The 14,812-nt window shown below is 75.1% G+C and carries 11 protein-coding genes; 5 read left to right on the plus strand and 6 right to left on the minus strand.

The genetic code is table 11. From position 1 onward, the window contains the following. Window positions 1–7: 7 nt before the first annotated feature. Entirely contained in the window at window positions 8–3,547 is a 3,540-nt protein-coding gene (locus E1O70_RS13325; protein WP_061267471.1) for a bifunctional proline dehydrogenase/L-glutamate gamma-semialdehyde dehydrogenase, read from the minus strand. 53 nt (window positions 3,548–3,600) lie between these two features. Here E1O70_RS13325 and E1O70_RS13330 point away from each other — a divergent pair, with 53 nt between their 5' ends. The 3 genes from E1O70_RS13330 to E1O70_RS13340 all read left to right on the plus strand — a co-directional run bounded on the left by E1O70_RS13330 (window position 3,601) and on the right by E1O70_RS13340 (window position 6,653). Continuing rightward, window positions 3,601–4,350 (plus strand): helix-turn-helix transcriptional regulator, encoded by a 750-nt coding sequence (locus tag E1O70_RS13330; RefSeq protein ID WP_061267470.1) that lies wholly within the window; start codon window positions 3,601–3,603, stop codon window positions 4,348–4,350. 69 nt (window positions 4,351–4,419) lie between these two features. Beyond that, window positions 4,420–5,220, plus strand: coding sequence for an aldo/keto reductase (locus E1O70_RS13335; protein WP_061267469.1), 801 nt, complete (start codon window positions 4,420–4,422; stop codon window positions 5,218–5,220). An 86-nt stretch (window positions 5,221–5,306) separates the two neighbouring features. Further along, on the plus strand, window positions 5,307–6,653 hold the full coding sequence (locus tag E1O70_RS13340) for a Glu/Leu/Phe/Val family dehydrogenase (protein ID WP_240696698.1): 1,347 nt from the start codon (window positions 5,307–5,309) through the stop codon (window positions 6,651–6,653). Between the two features lie 84 nt (window positions 6,654–6,737). Here the strand turns inward: E1O70_RS13340 and E1O70_RS13345 are convergent, their stop codons facing one another. The 3 genes from E1O70_RS13345 to E1O70_RS13355 all read right to left on the minus strand — a co-directional run bounded on the left by E1O70_RS13345 (window position 6,738) and on the right by E1O70_RS13355 (window position 9,778). Continuing rightward, window positions 6,738–7,571 carry a tryptophan-rich sensory protein gene (locus E1O70_RS13345; RefSeq protein WP_061267468.1) on the minus strand — a complete coding sequence of 278 codons (834 nt, stop codon included), beginning with the start codon at window positions 7,569–7,571 and terminating at the stop codon, window positions 6,738–6,740. A 201-nt stretch (window positions 7,572–7,772) separates the two neighbouring features. Next, window positions 7,773–8,507 carry a hydrogen peroxide-dependent heme synthase gene (gene hemQ / locus E1O70_RS13350; RefSeq protein ID WP_061267467.1) on the minus strand — a complete coding sequence of 245 codons (735 nt, stop codon included), beginning with the start codon at window positions 8,505–8,507 and terminating at the stop codon, window positions 7,773–7,775. A gap of 41 nt (window positions 8,508–8,548) precedes the next feature. After that, the gene (locus E1O70_RS13355; RefSeq protein WP_128957443.1) at window positions 8,549–9,778 is read right to left on the minus strand and encodes a ferrochelatase; all 1,230 of its coding nucleotides are present in this window, start codon (window positions 9,776–9,778) and stop codon (window positions 8,549–8,551) included. Window positions 9,779–9,979: 201 nt separating this feature from the next. Here E1O70_RS13355 and E1O70_RS13360 point away from each other — a divergent pair, with 201 nt between their 5' ends. Both E1O70_RS13360 and E1O70_RS13365 read left to right on the plus strand, forming a co-directional pair. Then, the gene (locus E1O70_RS13360) at window positions 9,980–11,020 is read left to right on the plus strand and encodes a DUF2804 domain-containing protein (RefSeq protein WP_061267466.1); all 1,041 of its coding nucleotides are present in this window, start codon (window positions 9,980–9,982) and stop codon (window positions 11,018–11,020) included. A 162-nt stretch (window positions 11,021–11,182) separates the two neighbouring features. Continuing rightward, complete coding sequence (locus E1O70_RS13365) at window positions 11,183–12,490, plus strand: alkaline phosphatase (RefSeq protein ID WP_240696699.1); 1,308 nt, start codon at window positions 11,183–11,185, stop codon at window positions 12,488–12,490. Between the two features lie 168 nt (window positions 12,491–12,658). Here E1O70_RS13365 and E1O70_RS13370 read toward each other — a convergent pair whose 3' ends face one another. Both E1O70_RS13370 and E1O70_RS13375 read right to left on the minus strand, forming a co-directional pair. Beyond that, window positions 12,659–13,720, minus strand: a complete 1,062-nt coding sequence (locus E1O70_RS13370; protein WP_081599886.1) for a carbohydrate ABC transporter permease — start codon at window positions 13,718–13,720, stop codon at window positions 12,659–12,661. Beyond that, window positions 13,717–14,682 (minus strand): carbohydrate ABC transporter permease, encoded by a 966-nt coding sequence (locus E1O70_RS13375; RefSeq protein WP_082774394.1) that lies wholly within the window; start codon window positions 14,680–14,682, stop codon window positions 13,717–13,719. Before E1O70_RS13375 ends, E1O70_RS13370 begins: the two co-directional genes overlap by 4 nt. Between the last annotated feature and the right edge of the window lie 130 nt (window positions 14,683–14,812).

Below are 14,812 nucleotides of genomic sequence, written 5' to 3' on the forward strand. Positions count from 1 at the left end.
GGAGCGGTCAGCGCTTCACGTGGCCGTACCGGTGCGTCGTGCGGCTGACGGCCTGCTCGTGGAGCACGGTGAGCAGCTCGCGGCGCCCGCTCGCGACGACGGGGTGGTCGAGCACCGTGACCTCGCCGACGCGCTCGGCCGCGGCCTCGTGCAGCCCCGGCGCGGAGCCGACGACGCGGACCCGGCCCCGGACGGCACCCGACGCGACGCGGCGCGCGAAGTCGTCGTCGCTCACCGCGGCGTCGCCCGTGCTCGGCACCACGACGGCCGGCACGCCCGCGGTGCGCGCGGCGTGCAGGACGCGCTCGACCTCGACGGGGAGCGCGTCCGCGCCGACGCGCACGGTGAGCACGTCGACCGGGCGGTAGCGGAAGACGTTCGCCTCGACGTGCAGGCCCGAGGGGTCGTGGCCCACGGAGAACTCCCGCTCCCACCAGCGCACGTCGTCGGCCTTCGCCCACGCGAGCCACGCCTCGGGCGCGGTCTCGCGCGCGGGCGGCACCGCGTCGTGCGTGCCGTCGGTGCCCGACGCCGACGCGCTCGTCGAGGTGCCGGGCGCGTCGCTCCAGCGCCCGAGCTGCGCGACGTAGTTCGGCCCGCCCGCCTTGGCGCCCGGCCCGACGGCCGACTGCTTCCAGCCGCCGAACGACTGCCGCTGCACGATCGCGCCGGTGATGTGCCGGTTGACGTAGGCGTTGCCCACCTGGACGGCGTCGAGCCAGCGCTCGACCTCGGCGTCGTCCAGGCTGTGGATGCCGCCGGTGAGGCCGAACGGGACCGCGTTCTGCAGCGCGATCGCCTCGTCGAGGGTCGCGGCCGTCATGATCCCGAGGACCGGCCCGAAGTACTCGGTGAGGTGGAACGGCGACCCGGGCGCGACGCCCTCCTTGAGACCCGGCGTCCAGAGGCGGCCCTCCAGCTCGGGCCCGCCGTCCAGCAGCCGCGGTCGCACGAGCCAGGACTCCCCCGGCTCGAGCGTCGTCAGGGCGTGCAGCAGCTTGCCCGACGCGGGCTCGGTGAGCGGGCCCATGGTCGTCGCGACGTCCGTCGCCGGACCGACGGCGAGCGAGCGCACCGCGTCCACGAGCTGGCGCCGCACCCGGCGGCCCGTCTCCGTCCGCGGGTCGCCCGCCGAGCCGACGAGGATCGCGAGCGACGCGGCCGAGCACTTCTGCCCCGCGTGCCCGAACGCCGACCGCACGAGGTCCGCGACCGCGAGGTCGAGGTCCGCCGACGGCGTGACGACGAGCGCGTTCTTGCCCGACGTCTCGGCGAGCACCGGGCGCGACGGCTTCCACCGCGCGAAGAGCTGCGCGGTCTCGATCGAGCCCGTGAGCACGACGCGCGCGACGTCGTCGTGCGTGACGAGGCGGGTGCCGAGCTCGTCGTCGGGCACGCGGACGTACTGCACGACCTCGGTCACCGAGCCCGCGTCCAGCCCCGCGAAGTCACCGGGCGCCGCGGCCACCGCGTCGCGCAGGCCCGCGTGGACCGCCTCGACGGCGACCTCGAGGCAGCGCGGCGTCGGCGGCGCGGGCTTGGCGAGCACGGCCGACCCGGCCGCGAGCGCCGCGAGGACCCCGCCCACGGGGATCGCGACGGGGAAGTTCCACGGCGGCGTGACGAGCGTGACGCCGTCGGGCGCGAACCGGGCGCCGGGCACGTGGTCCAGCTCCTCGGCGGAGCGCGCGTAGTAGCGCGCGAAGTCGACGGCCTCGCTCACCTCGGGGTCGGCCTCGGCGACGGTCTTGCCGGGCTCGTGCACCATCGCGGCGACGAGGTCGGTGCGTGCCTCCTCCAGGCGCCGGGCGACGGCGCGCAGCGCGGCGGCGCGGGCCGCCGGGGCGACCTGCGACCACGCGGCGGTCGCGCGCACGGCGGTCGCGACGGCGTCGTCCACCTGGGCGGTCGTCGTGAGCTCGGGCGTGCGGACGGGGACGTACCCGGAGCCGGCCCCGGTGACGTGGCGGGCCCAGTCGCGCGAGGCGGCGACGGCGGGGTCGGTGTCGGGGGCGTTCGCGAACCCGGCGCCGGTCCCGCCGCCGACGGCGGGCCGGGGCGTGCGGCGCGGCGCGACGTCGGTCTCGGCGTAGTGCACGCCGTGGCGCACGGACGCGCGGAACACGGCCTCCTGGCGCTCCATGGGGCTGCCCGCGGTCGGCGACCCGTCGGGCGCGAACATGGCGTGCAGGAAGTTCTGCTCGGCGGCGTTCTCCTCGAGACGGCGCACGAGGTAGGAGATCGCGACGTCGAAGTCCTCGTCGCGCACGACGGGCGTGTACAGCACGACGCGGCCGCCGCGCCCGGCGTGCGGGCCGCTCTCGACGCGGTCGGCCGCGACCTCGTCGCGCACGGCGCGCGCCTCGCCGGGGGCCATGCCCTGGAGCATCTCGACGTCGAGCGCGTGGCTCACGCCGCGGGCCCGGCCGAGGAGGACGGCGAGCGCGACGTGGAAGAGGTTGTGGCTCGCGACGCCGATGCGCACGGCGTCGGTCCGCGGCGCGCGCAGGGCGTGGTCGAGGAGGCGGAGGTAGTTCGCGTCGACGTCGGGCTTCGTGGGGTAGGGCGCCTGCGGCCAGCCGTGCAGCTCGGCCTCGACGGCCTCCATCGCGAGGTTCGCGCCCTTGACGAGGCGCACCTTGATCGGCGCTCCCCCGGCGGCGACGCGCTCGGTCGCGAAGCGGGTGAGCCCGTCGAGCGCGCCGAGCGCGTCGGGCAGGTACGCCTGGAGCACGATCCCGGCCTCGAGGTCGTGCAGGTCGTCGTGCGCGAGGATCTCGCGGAAGACCGCGGTCGTGAGCGCGAGGTCCTTGTACTCCTCCATGTCGAGGTTGAGGAAGACGCCGTGGTCGCGCGCCGCCCGGTACAGCGGCAGCAGCCGCTCGACGACGCGCGCGCACGACCCGTCGAGGTCCCACGTGACGAGCTGCGACGCGACGGACGACACCTTGACCGACACGTAGTCCACGTCGGGGCGCCGCACGAGCGCGAGCGTGCGCTCGAGGCGCGCGTCCGCCTCGGCCTCGCCGAGCACGGCCTCGCCGAGGAGGTTGACGTTGAGCGCGTAGCCCTCCGCGCGGGTCCGGGCGAGGTGCGGGCCGAGGCCGCGGCCGGCGTCGGCCACGAGGTGGCCCACGAGCTGGCGCAGGCGCACGCGCGCGGCCGGCACGACGACGCGCGGCAGCACCGGCGCGACGCCCGCCCCGACGCGCAGGAGGGACCGGTCGACCGGCCCGAGGAACGACCCCGCGCTACCCGCGAGCTCGCCGAGGCGGCCGAGCGCCCGCGCGGCGACGTGCACGTCCTGGGGACGCGCGACGTCGTCGACGAACCGGACCGCGAGCTCGAGGCCCGCGGGGTCGGACACGAGCGCGCCGAGCCGCTCGGCGGTCCTGCGGGCGCGCGCGTCGCCCGCCCCCTCGCTCGCGGCGAGCCAGCGGCGGGCCAGCGTGACGGCCTCCTCGACGAGGTCGTCCGGGGAGGTGAGGCTCGTGTCGCCGACGGCTCCGGGGGTGGGGAGCGGCCGGGCGGGCGCGTCGTTGCTCATCCCTCCAGGGTGCCTCGGGTCGCGGTGGCTCGTCTTGTACGATCCGGGGCGACATGACACCCGTCCGCGACAACCTGTGGCCCGAGGGCATGGCGCTCCTCGCCGCCCTCAGCCCCGCCATGGTCGCGCTCATGGACGAGCTGCCGGACACCATGTTCTGCGCGAAGGACGTCACGGGCCGGTACGTCGCGGTCAACCCGGTGTTCGTCGCGCGGACGAACGAGCGCTCGCGCCGAGCGGTGCTGGGCCGACGCGCGCGCGACCTGTTCGTCGCGCAGCTCGCCGAGCGCTACGAGCAGCAGGACGCCGAGGTGCTGCGCGGGCGCGCGCTGCGCGGCGAGCTCGAGCGCATCCGGCGGCTCGGCGGCACGTCGGGCTGGTTCCTCACGTCCAAGCTCCCCGTGCACGACGACGCCGGTCACCTCGTGGGGATCGTCTCGGTCTCGCACGACCTGCGCGCGGGCGCGGCGGACGACGCGACGATGGACTCCCTCGCCGCGCTCGTCGCCGCGGTCGAGGCGGACCTCGGGGCGCGCTGGACGACGGCGCGGCTCGCCGAGGCGGCGGGGTGCACGCCCGCGGTGCTCGACCGGCGCGTGCGGCGCGTGTACGGCGTGACGCCGCGCCAGCTCGTGCTGCGCACCCGGGTCGACCACGCGACACGCCTGCTCGCGGGGAGCGCCGTGTCGATCGGCGACGTCGCGGCGGCGAGCGGGTTCTACGACCAGCCGTCGTTCACGCGCACGTTCGCGCGCCTCGCGGGCGAGACCCCGGCCCAGTACCGGCGCCGCACCCGCCGCTGACCTCCGCCCGCTCGACGGCGAGGGCGCCCGCGGTGGCGAGAGACGGCGTCGGGCACGGAGACTGACGGCATGACCTCCGCAGACCTTGCCCCCGTCCCCGCGGTCGAGCTGCCCGGCGGCACGATGCCCCTGCTCGGCCTCGGCACCTGGCAGTCCGAGGGCGACGACGCCTACCGCGCCGTGCGCCACGCGCTCGACGTGGGCTACCGGCACGTCGACACCGCGACGGGCTACGGCAACGAGGCGCAGGTGGGGCGCGCGCTCGCCGACTCGTCCGTCGACCGCGCCGACGTGTTCGTCACGACCAAGCTCCCGCCGGACGCCGCGGGCCGCGAGCGCGAGACGCTCGGAGCGTCGCTGCGCGACCTCGGCACGGACCACGTCGACCTGTGGCTCATCCACTGGCCGCCGGCGGGCGAGGCGTCGCCGTGGGTGTGGGAGCGGTTCGTCGAGCTGCGCGACGAGGGCAAGGTGCGTTCGATCGGGGTGAGCAACTACTCCGTCGAGCAGGTCGACGTGCTGTCCGAGCAGGTCGGCGAGACGCCCGCCGTCGACCAGATCCCGTGGAGCCCGGCCGACTACGACCACCGGGTCGTGCACGAGCTCGCGCAGCGCGGCGTCGTGCTCGAGGGGTACAGCCCGTTCAAGCGCACCGACCTCGACGCGCCGGTCCTGGCGGAGGTCGCGGCGGCGCACGGCGTCACCCCCGCGCAGGTCGTGCTGCGCTGGCACCTCGACCACGGGTTCGTCGTCATCCCGAAGTCCGTGACGCCGGAGCGCATCGAGGCGAACTTCCGGGTCACCGGGTTCTCCCTCACCGCCGACGAGCTCGCGGCGGTCGACGCCCTCGGGCACCGCCGGGGCGCGTGAGGGGCGAGCGACCGCGCCGGGGGTAGCGTGACCCTCGGTGCCGCACACCCCCGCGGCACCGAGGAGAACCTCGAACCGGAGGAACCGTGACGACGACGTCCGTGCCGCCCGCCACCACGAGCGACGGCCCCACCCCCACCGACAGCACCGATCTCCCCCGCGGCACGCGCCGCTCCCCCGACGCCGGCGCCCCGGCGTCCGCGCTCGACACCGCGCACGCGCAGCTCGCCGGCGCGGTCCGCTTCCTCGGCTACGACGACGGCCTGCACGAGATGCTCGCGACCCCGCGCCGCGAGGTGAACGTGGCCGTGCCGCTGCGGCGCGACGACGGCCGCACCGTCCTGTTCCACGGCTACCGCGTGCAGCACAACGTGTCGCGCGGTCCGGGCAAGGGCGGCCTGCGGTACGCGCCGAGCGTCGACATCGACGAGGTCCGCGCGCTCGCCATGTGGATGACGTGGAAGTGCGCCCTCGTGGACCTGCCGTACGGCGGCGCGAAGGGCGGCGTCGCGATCGACCCGCGCTCCTACTCCGACGCGGAGCTCGAGCGCGTGACGCGCCGCTACACGTCGGAGATCATGCCGGTCATCGGGCCCGAGCGGGACATCATGGCGCCCGACATGGGCACGAGCGAGCGGACCATGGCCTGGGTCATGGACACCTACTCCGTCAACCAGGGCTACACGATCCCGGCGGTCGTGACCGGCAAGCCCATCACCGTGGGCGGGTCGCTCGGTCGGACGACGGCGACGAGCGCCGGGGTCGTGCACGTCACCGCCGCGGCGCTCGAGGAGGCGGGCGTGCCGCTGTCCGACGTGCGCGTCGCCATCCAGGGCTTCGGCAAGGTCGGGTCGCACGCGGCCGCGATCTTCGCGGCCCGCGGTGCCCGCGTCGTGGCGGTGTCCGACCAGTACGGCGGGGTGCACGCCCCGGACGGGCTCGACGTGCGGGCGCTGGTCGAGCACGTCGCCGCGTCCGGCAGCGTCGTGGGCTTCGACCGGGCCGACCCGGTGGACAACGACGCGCTGCTCGCGCTCGACGTCGACGTGCTCGTGCCGGCCGCGGTCGAGGGCGTGCTCGACGGCGACACCGCCCGGACCGTGCGCGCGCGCTGGGTCGTCGAGGGCGCCAACGGCCCGACGACCGCCGAGGGCGACCGCGTGCTCGCGAAGAACGGCGTGACCGTGGTGCCGGACGTGCTCGCGAACGCGGGCGGCGTCGTCGTCTCCTACTTCGAGTGGGTCCAGGCGAACCAGGCGTACTGGTGGACCGCGGAGGAGATCGGCGACAAGCTCGAGCACCGCATGCTGCACGCGTACGAGGAGGTCGCCGCGCTCGCGCGCCGCGAGGACCTGAGCCTGCGCGACGCGGCGCTCGTCATCGGCGTCCAGCGCGTGGCGGAGGCGCACCAGATCCGCGGCCTCTACCCCTGACGGACGACGCTCCGCCCCGCCGAGCACGGGGTCCGCGACCGTCCTGGGCTCGATCCGGTCGCGGGTCCCGTGCTCGGCGGGTGCTCAGGGGCGTGCGGGGCGGGTTGCCGCCAGGAGCGCCGCTGTCAGCGCGATCGCGGATGCTCCGACGGCGGCCCAGGCGACGGTGGTGTCGAGGAGCTCGCCCTGGAACCGTCCGACGGCGATCCACGCGAGGCCCCACGACATCGCGAGGCCGATGCCGAGGGCGACCGCGCGGCGCCCGGCGGCGAACGCCGCCCACGCGACGGACAGCGCCGCGGCGAGCACCACGAGCACGACGGACCAGCCCGTCGCGCCGAGGCCGAGCTCGCCGACGCCCGCGTCCGTGAGCGCCGCGGCGACGTTCGCGAGCGTCGCGACGCTCACCCACCCGGTGTACAGGCCCATCGTCCCGTCGAGCACGACGGCCTGCGCCGTCGACTCGGGCCGACGGCGCACGAGCCGCACGACGACCACCGCGTTGACGGCGAGCAGCGCCGCGATGACGACGACGCTCAGCGGGACCCACCCGGCCTGCACGACGCCGATCCACGCGGCGTTGAGGACCATGGACACGAGGACCCACCACGCGGTCGCGCGCAGGCGCGGGCTCGCGGCGTGCCGAGGCAGCACCTGGTAGACGGCGAACACGAAGAGCCCGAGGTAGATCACCGACCAGATGCGGAACGCCGGGTTGTCCGGCGCGACGGGCGTCGCGGTCGAGGACAACGCACCCCCGGCGGTCTGCTCGACGGACGTGCCGCCGAAGGCGCCCGCGCCGTACGCCGCGGCACCGGCGGCGACGAGCGAGCCCACGAGGACGACGACCTGACGAACCCGGTCGGAGGGGGCGGGGGCGCGCACGCTTCCCGCGGGGACGGCGGCTGCGGTGGTCATGCCTCCAGCCTGACATCACTCAGCATGCTGAGCATCTCGGAGCGCCCCGCCGCTCCCCGGCCGCCGAGAACGACGCCGCTCGCCGCCGAGAACGACCCTGGTGTCGATATCGCGGGGATATCGACACCAGGGTCGTTCTCGGCCGCGGGCCTGGGCGGAGCCGGGTGGGCGAGCCGGGCGGGCGGGAGCGAGGGGCGGGGCTCAGGCCAGGGGCTGGCGGTCCGCCCAGTCGGCGAGCGTCGTGCGCGGGCCCGTGAAGAACGGGACCTCCTCGCGCACGTGGCGGCGCGCCTCGGTCGCGCGCAGCTCGCGCATGAGGTCGACGATGCGGTGCAGCTCGTCGGCCTCGAACGCGAGGATCCACTCGTAGTCGCCGAGCGCGAACGACGCGACCGTGTTGGCCCGCACGTCCGGGTAGTCCTTCGCCGCGAGGCCGTGGTCGCGCAGCATGGTGCGGCGCTCGGCGTCGGGCAGGAGGTACCAGTCGTACGAGCGCACGAACGGGTAGACCGACAGGTAGTCGCGCGGCTCCTCGCCCGCGAGGAACGCGGGCACGTGCCCCCGGTTGAACTCCGCCGGACGGTGCAGCGCCACGTTCGACCACACGGGCTCGAGGTGCGCGCCCAGGCCGCTCGCGCGCAGGTGCTGGTAGGCACGCTGCACCGACTCGACCGTCGGGCCGTGCCACCACACCATGAGGTCGGCGTCCGAGCGCAGGCCCGCGACGTCGTACCAGCCGCGCACGACGAGGTCGCCGTCCGTCGCGGACGGGTCGTCACCGCCGCCGACGGCGGCCAGCGCGTCGGCCACGAGGCCCGCGCGCTCGTCCGCGTCGGCGGGCAGGGGCGCCGCCGTCGCGAAGACGGACCACATCGCGTAGCGGATGGTGGTGTTGATCTGCTCGTGGTCCGCGGGTACGCGCGCGGCGTCGTTCATCGGGGTTCCTCTCGGGTCCGTGCGGGGGTGTCCGCCGGGGTTCAGCTGTGGATGTCCGTGCTGCACAGCGCCGGGACGCCGCTCGGCTCGCCGTCGCGGCGCAGGCAGCAGCCCGGCGCGCACACCGAGCGGAACGCGGGCAGCGCGCCGACCGTGGCCTGCTCGACTTCCTCGCCGCGCGCGAGCGCCGCGCGCTCGACGAGCAGGTCGACGAGACCGCGCACGAACGGCTCGCGCGTGCTCACGGTGCCCGCGCGGACCGCGGTCATCCCGAGCTCCGTCGCCGTCTCCATCGCCTCGGTGTCGAGGTCGTACGCGACCTCCATGTGGTCGGAGACGAAGCCGATCGGCGACAGCACGACGTCGCGGACGCCGTCCTGCGCGAGGGCCTCCAGGTGGTCGTTCACGTCGGGCTCGAGCCACGGCTGGCTCGGCGGGCCGGACCGCGAGCAGTACGCGAGGTCCCACGCGACGTCGTGGCCCAGGCGCGCCGAGACCTCCGCGGCGATGACGCGCGCGAGGTCGAGGTGCTGCTCGGAGTACGTCGCGAACGAGATGCGCGACGCCGCCTCCATCGTGTCCGGGATGGAGTGCGTGACGAACACGAGCCGCGCGGCAGCGCCGTCGCCGCCCTTGTCCGCGAGCGCCGCGTAGCCGTCGAGCACCGCGTCGACGTTCGCCTGCGCGAAGCCCGGGTGGTTGAAGTACGAGCGCACCTTGTCGAACTGCACGCCCGTCGAGCCGTCGGGACCGAGCTGGCCGCGCCCGTCGAGGACGACCGCGAGGTCCTCGCGGTACTGGCGGCAGCCCGAGTACGACGAGTACGCGGACGTCACGAGCGCGACGGCGTTCTTCGCGCCCAGCGCCTCGAGCTCGTCGATCGCGTCGGTCGTGTACGGCTCCCAGTTGCGGTTGCCCCACACGACGGGCAGCTCGACGCCGCGGCGCGCGAGCTCGGCCTCGATCGCCGCCTTGAGCGCGAGGTTCTGCTCGTTGATAGGGCTCTTGCCGCCGAAGCCGTAGTAGTGCTCGCCGACCTCCTCGAGGCGCGAGTCCGGGATGCCCTTGCCCGCGGTGACGTTGCGCAGGAACGGCACGACGTCCTCGGGCTTGTTGGGCCCGCCGAACGAGTACAGCAGCAGCGCGTCGTACGGGCGCAGGTCGGGCGCAGGGCCGGGGTCGACGGCGCTCGCGGGGGTGGCGGCGGGCTCGACGGGCTCAGCGGCCCGGCCCGTGTCGGCAGTGACGTCCTGGGGGGAGAACGGGGGCATGCTCCCGATCATGGCACCCGCTCCTGAGCCCGTTCGTCCGGAAGCGGGCACCTCGGACGTGACATTGACGGGACAGAGTGTCACCTCGTCCCTCGCGTGGCCGGTCGCACCCTAGACTCGGGCCGCTCGTCCCTCGGGCCGCGCCGTGGGCACCGACGCCCGCGCACGAGCCGCCCGAGCCGACCACGTGGAGGTGGAGCCGTGCCGCTCCCGGAGATCACCGAGCGCGTGCCGCTCACGCGCCCCGACGGCCGCCTCGACCGCCGGGCCGTCGGCTGGGCCCGCCGGCCTCTCGTCGACACCGACGCGATCGGGCGGCGCGGCGCGGGCGGCCCGCGCCGGTTCGGCCGGAACAAGCGCTGGGAGTACTGGGGCGTGACCACCCCGACGCACGTCCTCGCCCTCACCGTCTCCTCGATCGACTACGCCGCGGTGCACGAGGTGTGGGTCCTGGACCGGGAGTCGGGCCGGACGTGGGGTGCCGGCGCGACCGTGGTGCCGGCGCGCGGCGTCGAGCTCCCCGGCACGCTGGGCGACGGCCCGGCGCGCGCCCGGGCGAGGAACCTCGCGATCGACCTCGACGAGGTCGACGGCGGCACGCGCCTGCGGGCGCGCACGCGCGACGTCTCGTTCGACGTCGTCGCCACGCTGCCGCCGGGTCACGAGCGGCTCGCGGTGGTGGTCCCGTGGAGCGACACGCGGTTCCAGTACACGGTCAAGGACGTGGCCCGCCCGGCGCACGGAACGCTGTGGGTCGACGGCCGGACGGTCGACGTGCCGGCCGGGTCGTCGTGGGCCGTGCTCGACCACGGGCGCGGCCGCTGGCCGTACGACGTCCGGTGGAACTGGGGCGCGGGCTCGGGCGAGAGCCACGGCCGGGTCGTCGGGATCCAGGTGGGCGGCCGCTGGACGGTCGGCACGGGCTCGACCGAGAACGCGGTCCTCGTCGACGGGCGCCTCCACCACCTCCCCGACGAGCTCGTGTGGGACTACGACCTCGCCGACCCGGACCGGCCGTGGCGCGTCAGCGGCGGCGGCCTGGACGCGACGTTCGTGCCCTTCCACACCAAGGTCACGCGCACGCACCTCGGCGTCGTCTCGTCGTCGACCGACCAGTGCTTCGGGCACTGGTCGGGCACGTTCACCCCGCCGGCCGCGCCGGGAGCGGGCGGTACCCCGCCCGCGCCGGTGCGGTTCGACGGGCTCGTCGGCTGGGCCGAGGAGGTCCACAACCGCTGGTGACCGCCCCGCACCCCGGCCCGGCTTGCCAGTCCCCCGCCCCTGCCTAGCGTGGGGAGCGTCCCGACGGCACCGACGCCGTCGGGCGTGCCCCGCGACGACGGCGACCCGTCCGCGGCGGCCGTGCCGGCACCGGAGCCGGCGCCGGTGGGAAAGGGGAGTCTCATGCAGGCACGACGAGGACGGTTCAGCGCGGGGACGACGGGGGTCGCGGCCGCCGCGGCGCTCGTGATGCTCCTGCCGCTCGGCGGCGGAGGCGAGCGCGGCGACGACCGGGGCGGCGACCGCGGCGGCGGCCAGGGCCACGGGAACGACCGCGCCCGCAACGTCATCTTCATCCAGGGCGACGGGCTCGGGCTCTCGCACCGCGAGCTCATCCGGCTCGCGACGGTCGGCAAGGACGGGCAGCTCGCGATGGACTCGCTCGAGCACGCCGGGTGGACCACGACGGACTCGGCCGACCCCGAGGAGGCCGTCACGGACTCCGCGGCGGGCGCCACGGCGTTCGCGTCCGGGGTCCGGACGTACAACGGGGCGGTGGGCGTCGACGTCGACGGCAACCCGGTCCCGACGCTCCTCGAGGCGGCCCGGGGCGCGGGCAAGGCCACCGGGCTCGTCACGACGGCGCAGGTCACCGACGCGACGCCCGCGGCGTTCGGCGCGCACGTGCCCGACCGCGGCGACCAGAGCGAGATCGCGCGCCAGCTCCTGGAGGGCTCGCGGCCCGACGTCGTCCTCGGCGGCGGCGAGGACTGGTGGTACCCGGCGGGCGACCCCGGCGCGTGGGAGGACAACCCCGCGAAGGACCCGACCGAGCAGAGCAAGGGGACGAAGGGGAACCTGGTCGAGCGCGCGCAGGACCTCGGCTACACGTACGTGAGCGACGCCGAGGGGCTCGCGGACGCGCGCGGGCGCAAGCTGCTCGGCCTGTTCGCGAACGAGGAGATGTTCGAGCAGCGCAACGAGGGCGAGGGCGACCTGTACGAGCCGGAGGTGCCGCTCGTCGACATGACGGCCAAGGCGCTCGACGTGCTGTCGCGCGACCGCGACGGGTTCTTCCTGCTCGTCGAGGAGGAGGGCGTGGACGAGTTCGCGCACCGCTCCAACGCGACGCGCACGATCCAGGCCGGGCAGGCGCTCGACGAGACCGTCGCGCTGGCGCTGGAGTTCCAGAAGCGGAACCGGGACACGCTCGTGCTGGTCGTGGGCGACCACGCGACGGGCGGGCTCGCCATCGAGAACGTCGATTCCGCGGACGAGGGCGGCGAGGGCGCGACGGCCGAGGACGGCCCGTTCGACCTCGCGGGCTCCGACCTGCAGCTCACGGTCGACTGGACGACGGGCGGCCACACGGGCGAGGCGACGCCGATCACCGCGCAGGGCCCGGGCGCCGCACGCCTCGCGGGCGCGCAGCGCAACACCGACGTCCACGACGCCGTCCTGCGCGCGCTGCAGCCCCGCGGTCGCGGCTGAGCCCCGGGGAGCCGCCCGGCCCCGCGCCGCCGTCCACGGGCCTGGCGCCGCCGAGCACGGGGTCGGCGACCGGATCGAGACGATTCCGGTCGCCGACCCCGTGTTCGACGGAGGGGTGGGGGCGGAGAAGGGGGGTGCGGAGAGGGGGTGGGGGGCCGAGCGCTGGGGTCAGCCCTTGACCGCTCCTCCGAGGCCGGCGCCCTGGAGGAACATGCGCTGGAAGACGAGGAACAGGCCGACGGGGATGAGGGTCGAGATCGCGAGCGCGGCGAGGAAGACGCCAAGGTCGGTCGACGCCTCGATGGACGGCAGGCGCACGGACAGCGGCTGGATCGCCGGGTCCTTGAGGACGAGCAGCGGCCAGAGGAAGTCCTTCCAGGCCGCGATGACCGCGAACACCGAGACGACGCCGACGATCGGGCGCGACATCGGCAGCACGACCGACCAGAACAGCCGGTACGGCCCGGCGCCGTCCATGCGCGCGGCCTCGAACACCTCGCGAGGGAGGCTGTCGAAGAACCGCTGGACGAGCAGCACGTTGAACGCGCTCGCGCCTGCGGGCAGCCACACGGCCCAGAAGCTGTTGATGAGCGAGCGCCCCAGCAGCGGCGGGTCGAGGATCGTCAGGTACAGCGGGACGAGCAGGACGATCGCGGGCACGAACATCGTCGACAGCACGAGCGCCTGCACGACCTTCCCGTACCGCGGGCGCAGCACGGACAGCGCGTAGCCGCCCGTCGTCGCGACGAGGATCTGCGACGCCCACGACCCGACCGCGAGCCAGATCGTGTTGAGGAAGTACCGGCTGACCTGGACGTCGTTCCACGCCTTGTCGAGGTTGTCCCACGCGATGCCGTTCGGGAAGACGGCCATCGGCGTGCGGAGGATGTCCTGCGTCGGGGTGACGGCGTACTTCGCGAGCAGCAGCATCGGGCCGAGGCCCGCGACGACGAGGACCACGAGCAGCAGGACGTGAGTCGTGCCCATCCCCCACCGCACGGACGGGCGGCGCCAGTCCGCCTCGGAGAGCGCGCCGCGGTCCTCGACGCCGTCGAGCGCCTTGCGGCGGCGCGCGCGCAGCCGTCGGCGGTCCGCCTCACGACGGGTGCGGCTCGCCTCCGCGGCGCGGCGAGCGGTGCCCGCCGGGTCGTCGGCGGCGTCCGTCGCCGCCGCGGAGTCCTGCGAGACGACGCCGATCTCGCTCGGGTTGTCGGTGGGCGAGAGGGTCATGACGTGCTCCAGGACCGGGTGAGCCGGAAGTAGAGGACCGAGAAGACGGCGAGGACGGCGGCGAGCATGATCGACAGCGCGGTCGCGGCCCCGTAGTCGCCGCCCAGGCTGTTCTGGAAGGCGTAGCGGTAGATGAGCAGCAGGATCGTCAGGGTCGCGTTGTTCGGCCCGCCGCCGGTGAAGAGGTAGGGCTCGAGGAAGACCTGCGCCGTGCCGATCACCTGGAGGATCAGGGTGATGAACAGGACGCCGCGCAGCGCGGGCAGCGTGACGTGCCAGATCTTGCGCCACAGCCCGGCGCCGTCGACCTCGGACGCGTCGTAGAGCTCGGGCGGCACGCTCGTGAGCGCCGCGAGGTAGATGATGATCGTCCCGCCCGCGCCGGCCCACGTGGCCGCGAGCACGAGCGAGGGCATCGCGGTCGAGGCGTCCTGGAGCCACGGGTACGGGCCGAGCCCGACCCAGCCGAGGATCGTGTTGAACACGCCCGTCGGGCTGCCGTTGTAGAAGAACTTCCACAGCAGCACCGCGACGACCGGCGGCACGACGACCGGCAGGTACGCGAGCGCGGAGTACAGCCCGCGCGCCCGGCGGACCTCGCGCATGAGCACCGCGGCGACGAGCGGGATCGGGTAGCCGAACAGCAGCGCGAGGAACGCGAAGTAGAGCGTGTTCTTCACGGCCTTGCCCAGGAGCGGGTCGCTGAGCACCTGGCGGAAGTTGTCGAGCCCGACGAACGTCGGGTCGCTCACGAGGTTCGTCTCCTGGAAGCTCATGATCACCGCGCGCACGATCGGGAACCACGAGAAGACGCCGAAGATGAGGATCAGCGGGAGCAGGAACACGAGGTTGCTCAGGCCGCCGCCGCGGAACCACGTCACGGGGCTGCGGCGTCGGCCGCCGCGGTCGGCCCGCGCGTGCGAGGCGGGTCCCCGTCGCGGCGGGGCGGTGGTGGCGGTCACGGGCGGACGTCCTTCGGTGCGGTGGGAGGTGCCCGACGACGCGAGGTGCGTCGCGCCGTCGGGCACCGGCGGGGTACGGATCGGCCGGCGGGGGGCGCCGCCGGCCGACCCGGGTCTGCGAGCCGGGACG

This window comes from Cellulosimicrobium funkei (genome assembly GCF_004519295.1).
Lineage (GTDB): Bacteria > Actinomycetota > Actinomycetes > Actinomycetales > Cellulomonadaceae > Cellulosimicrobium > Cellulosimicrobium funkei.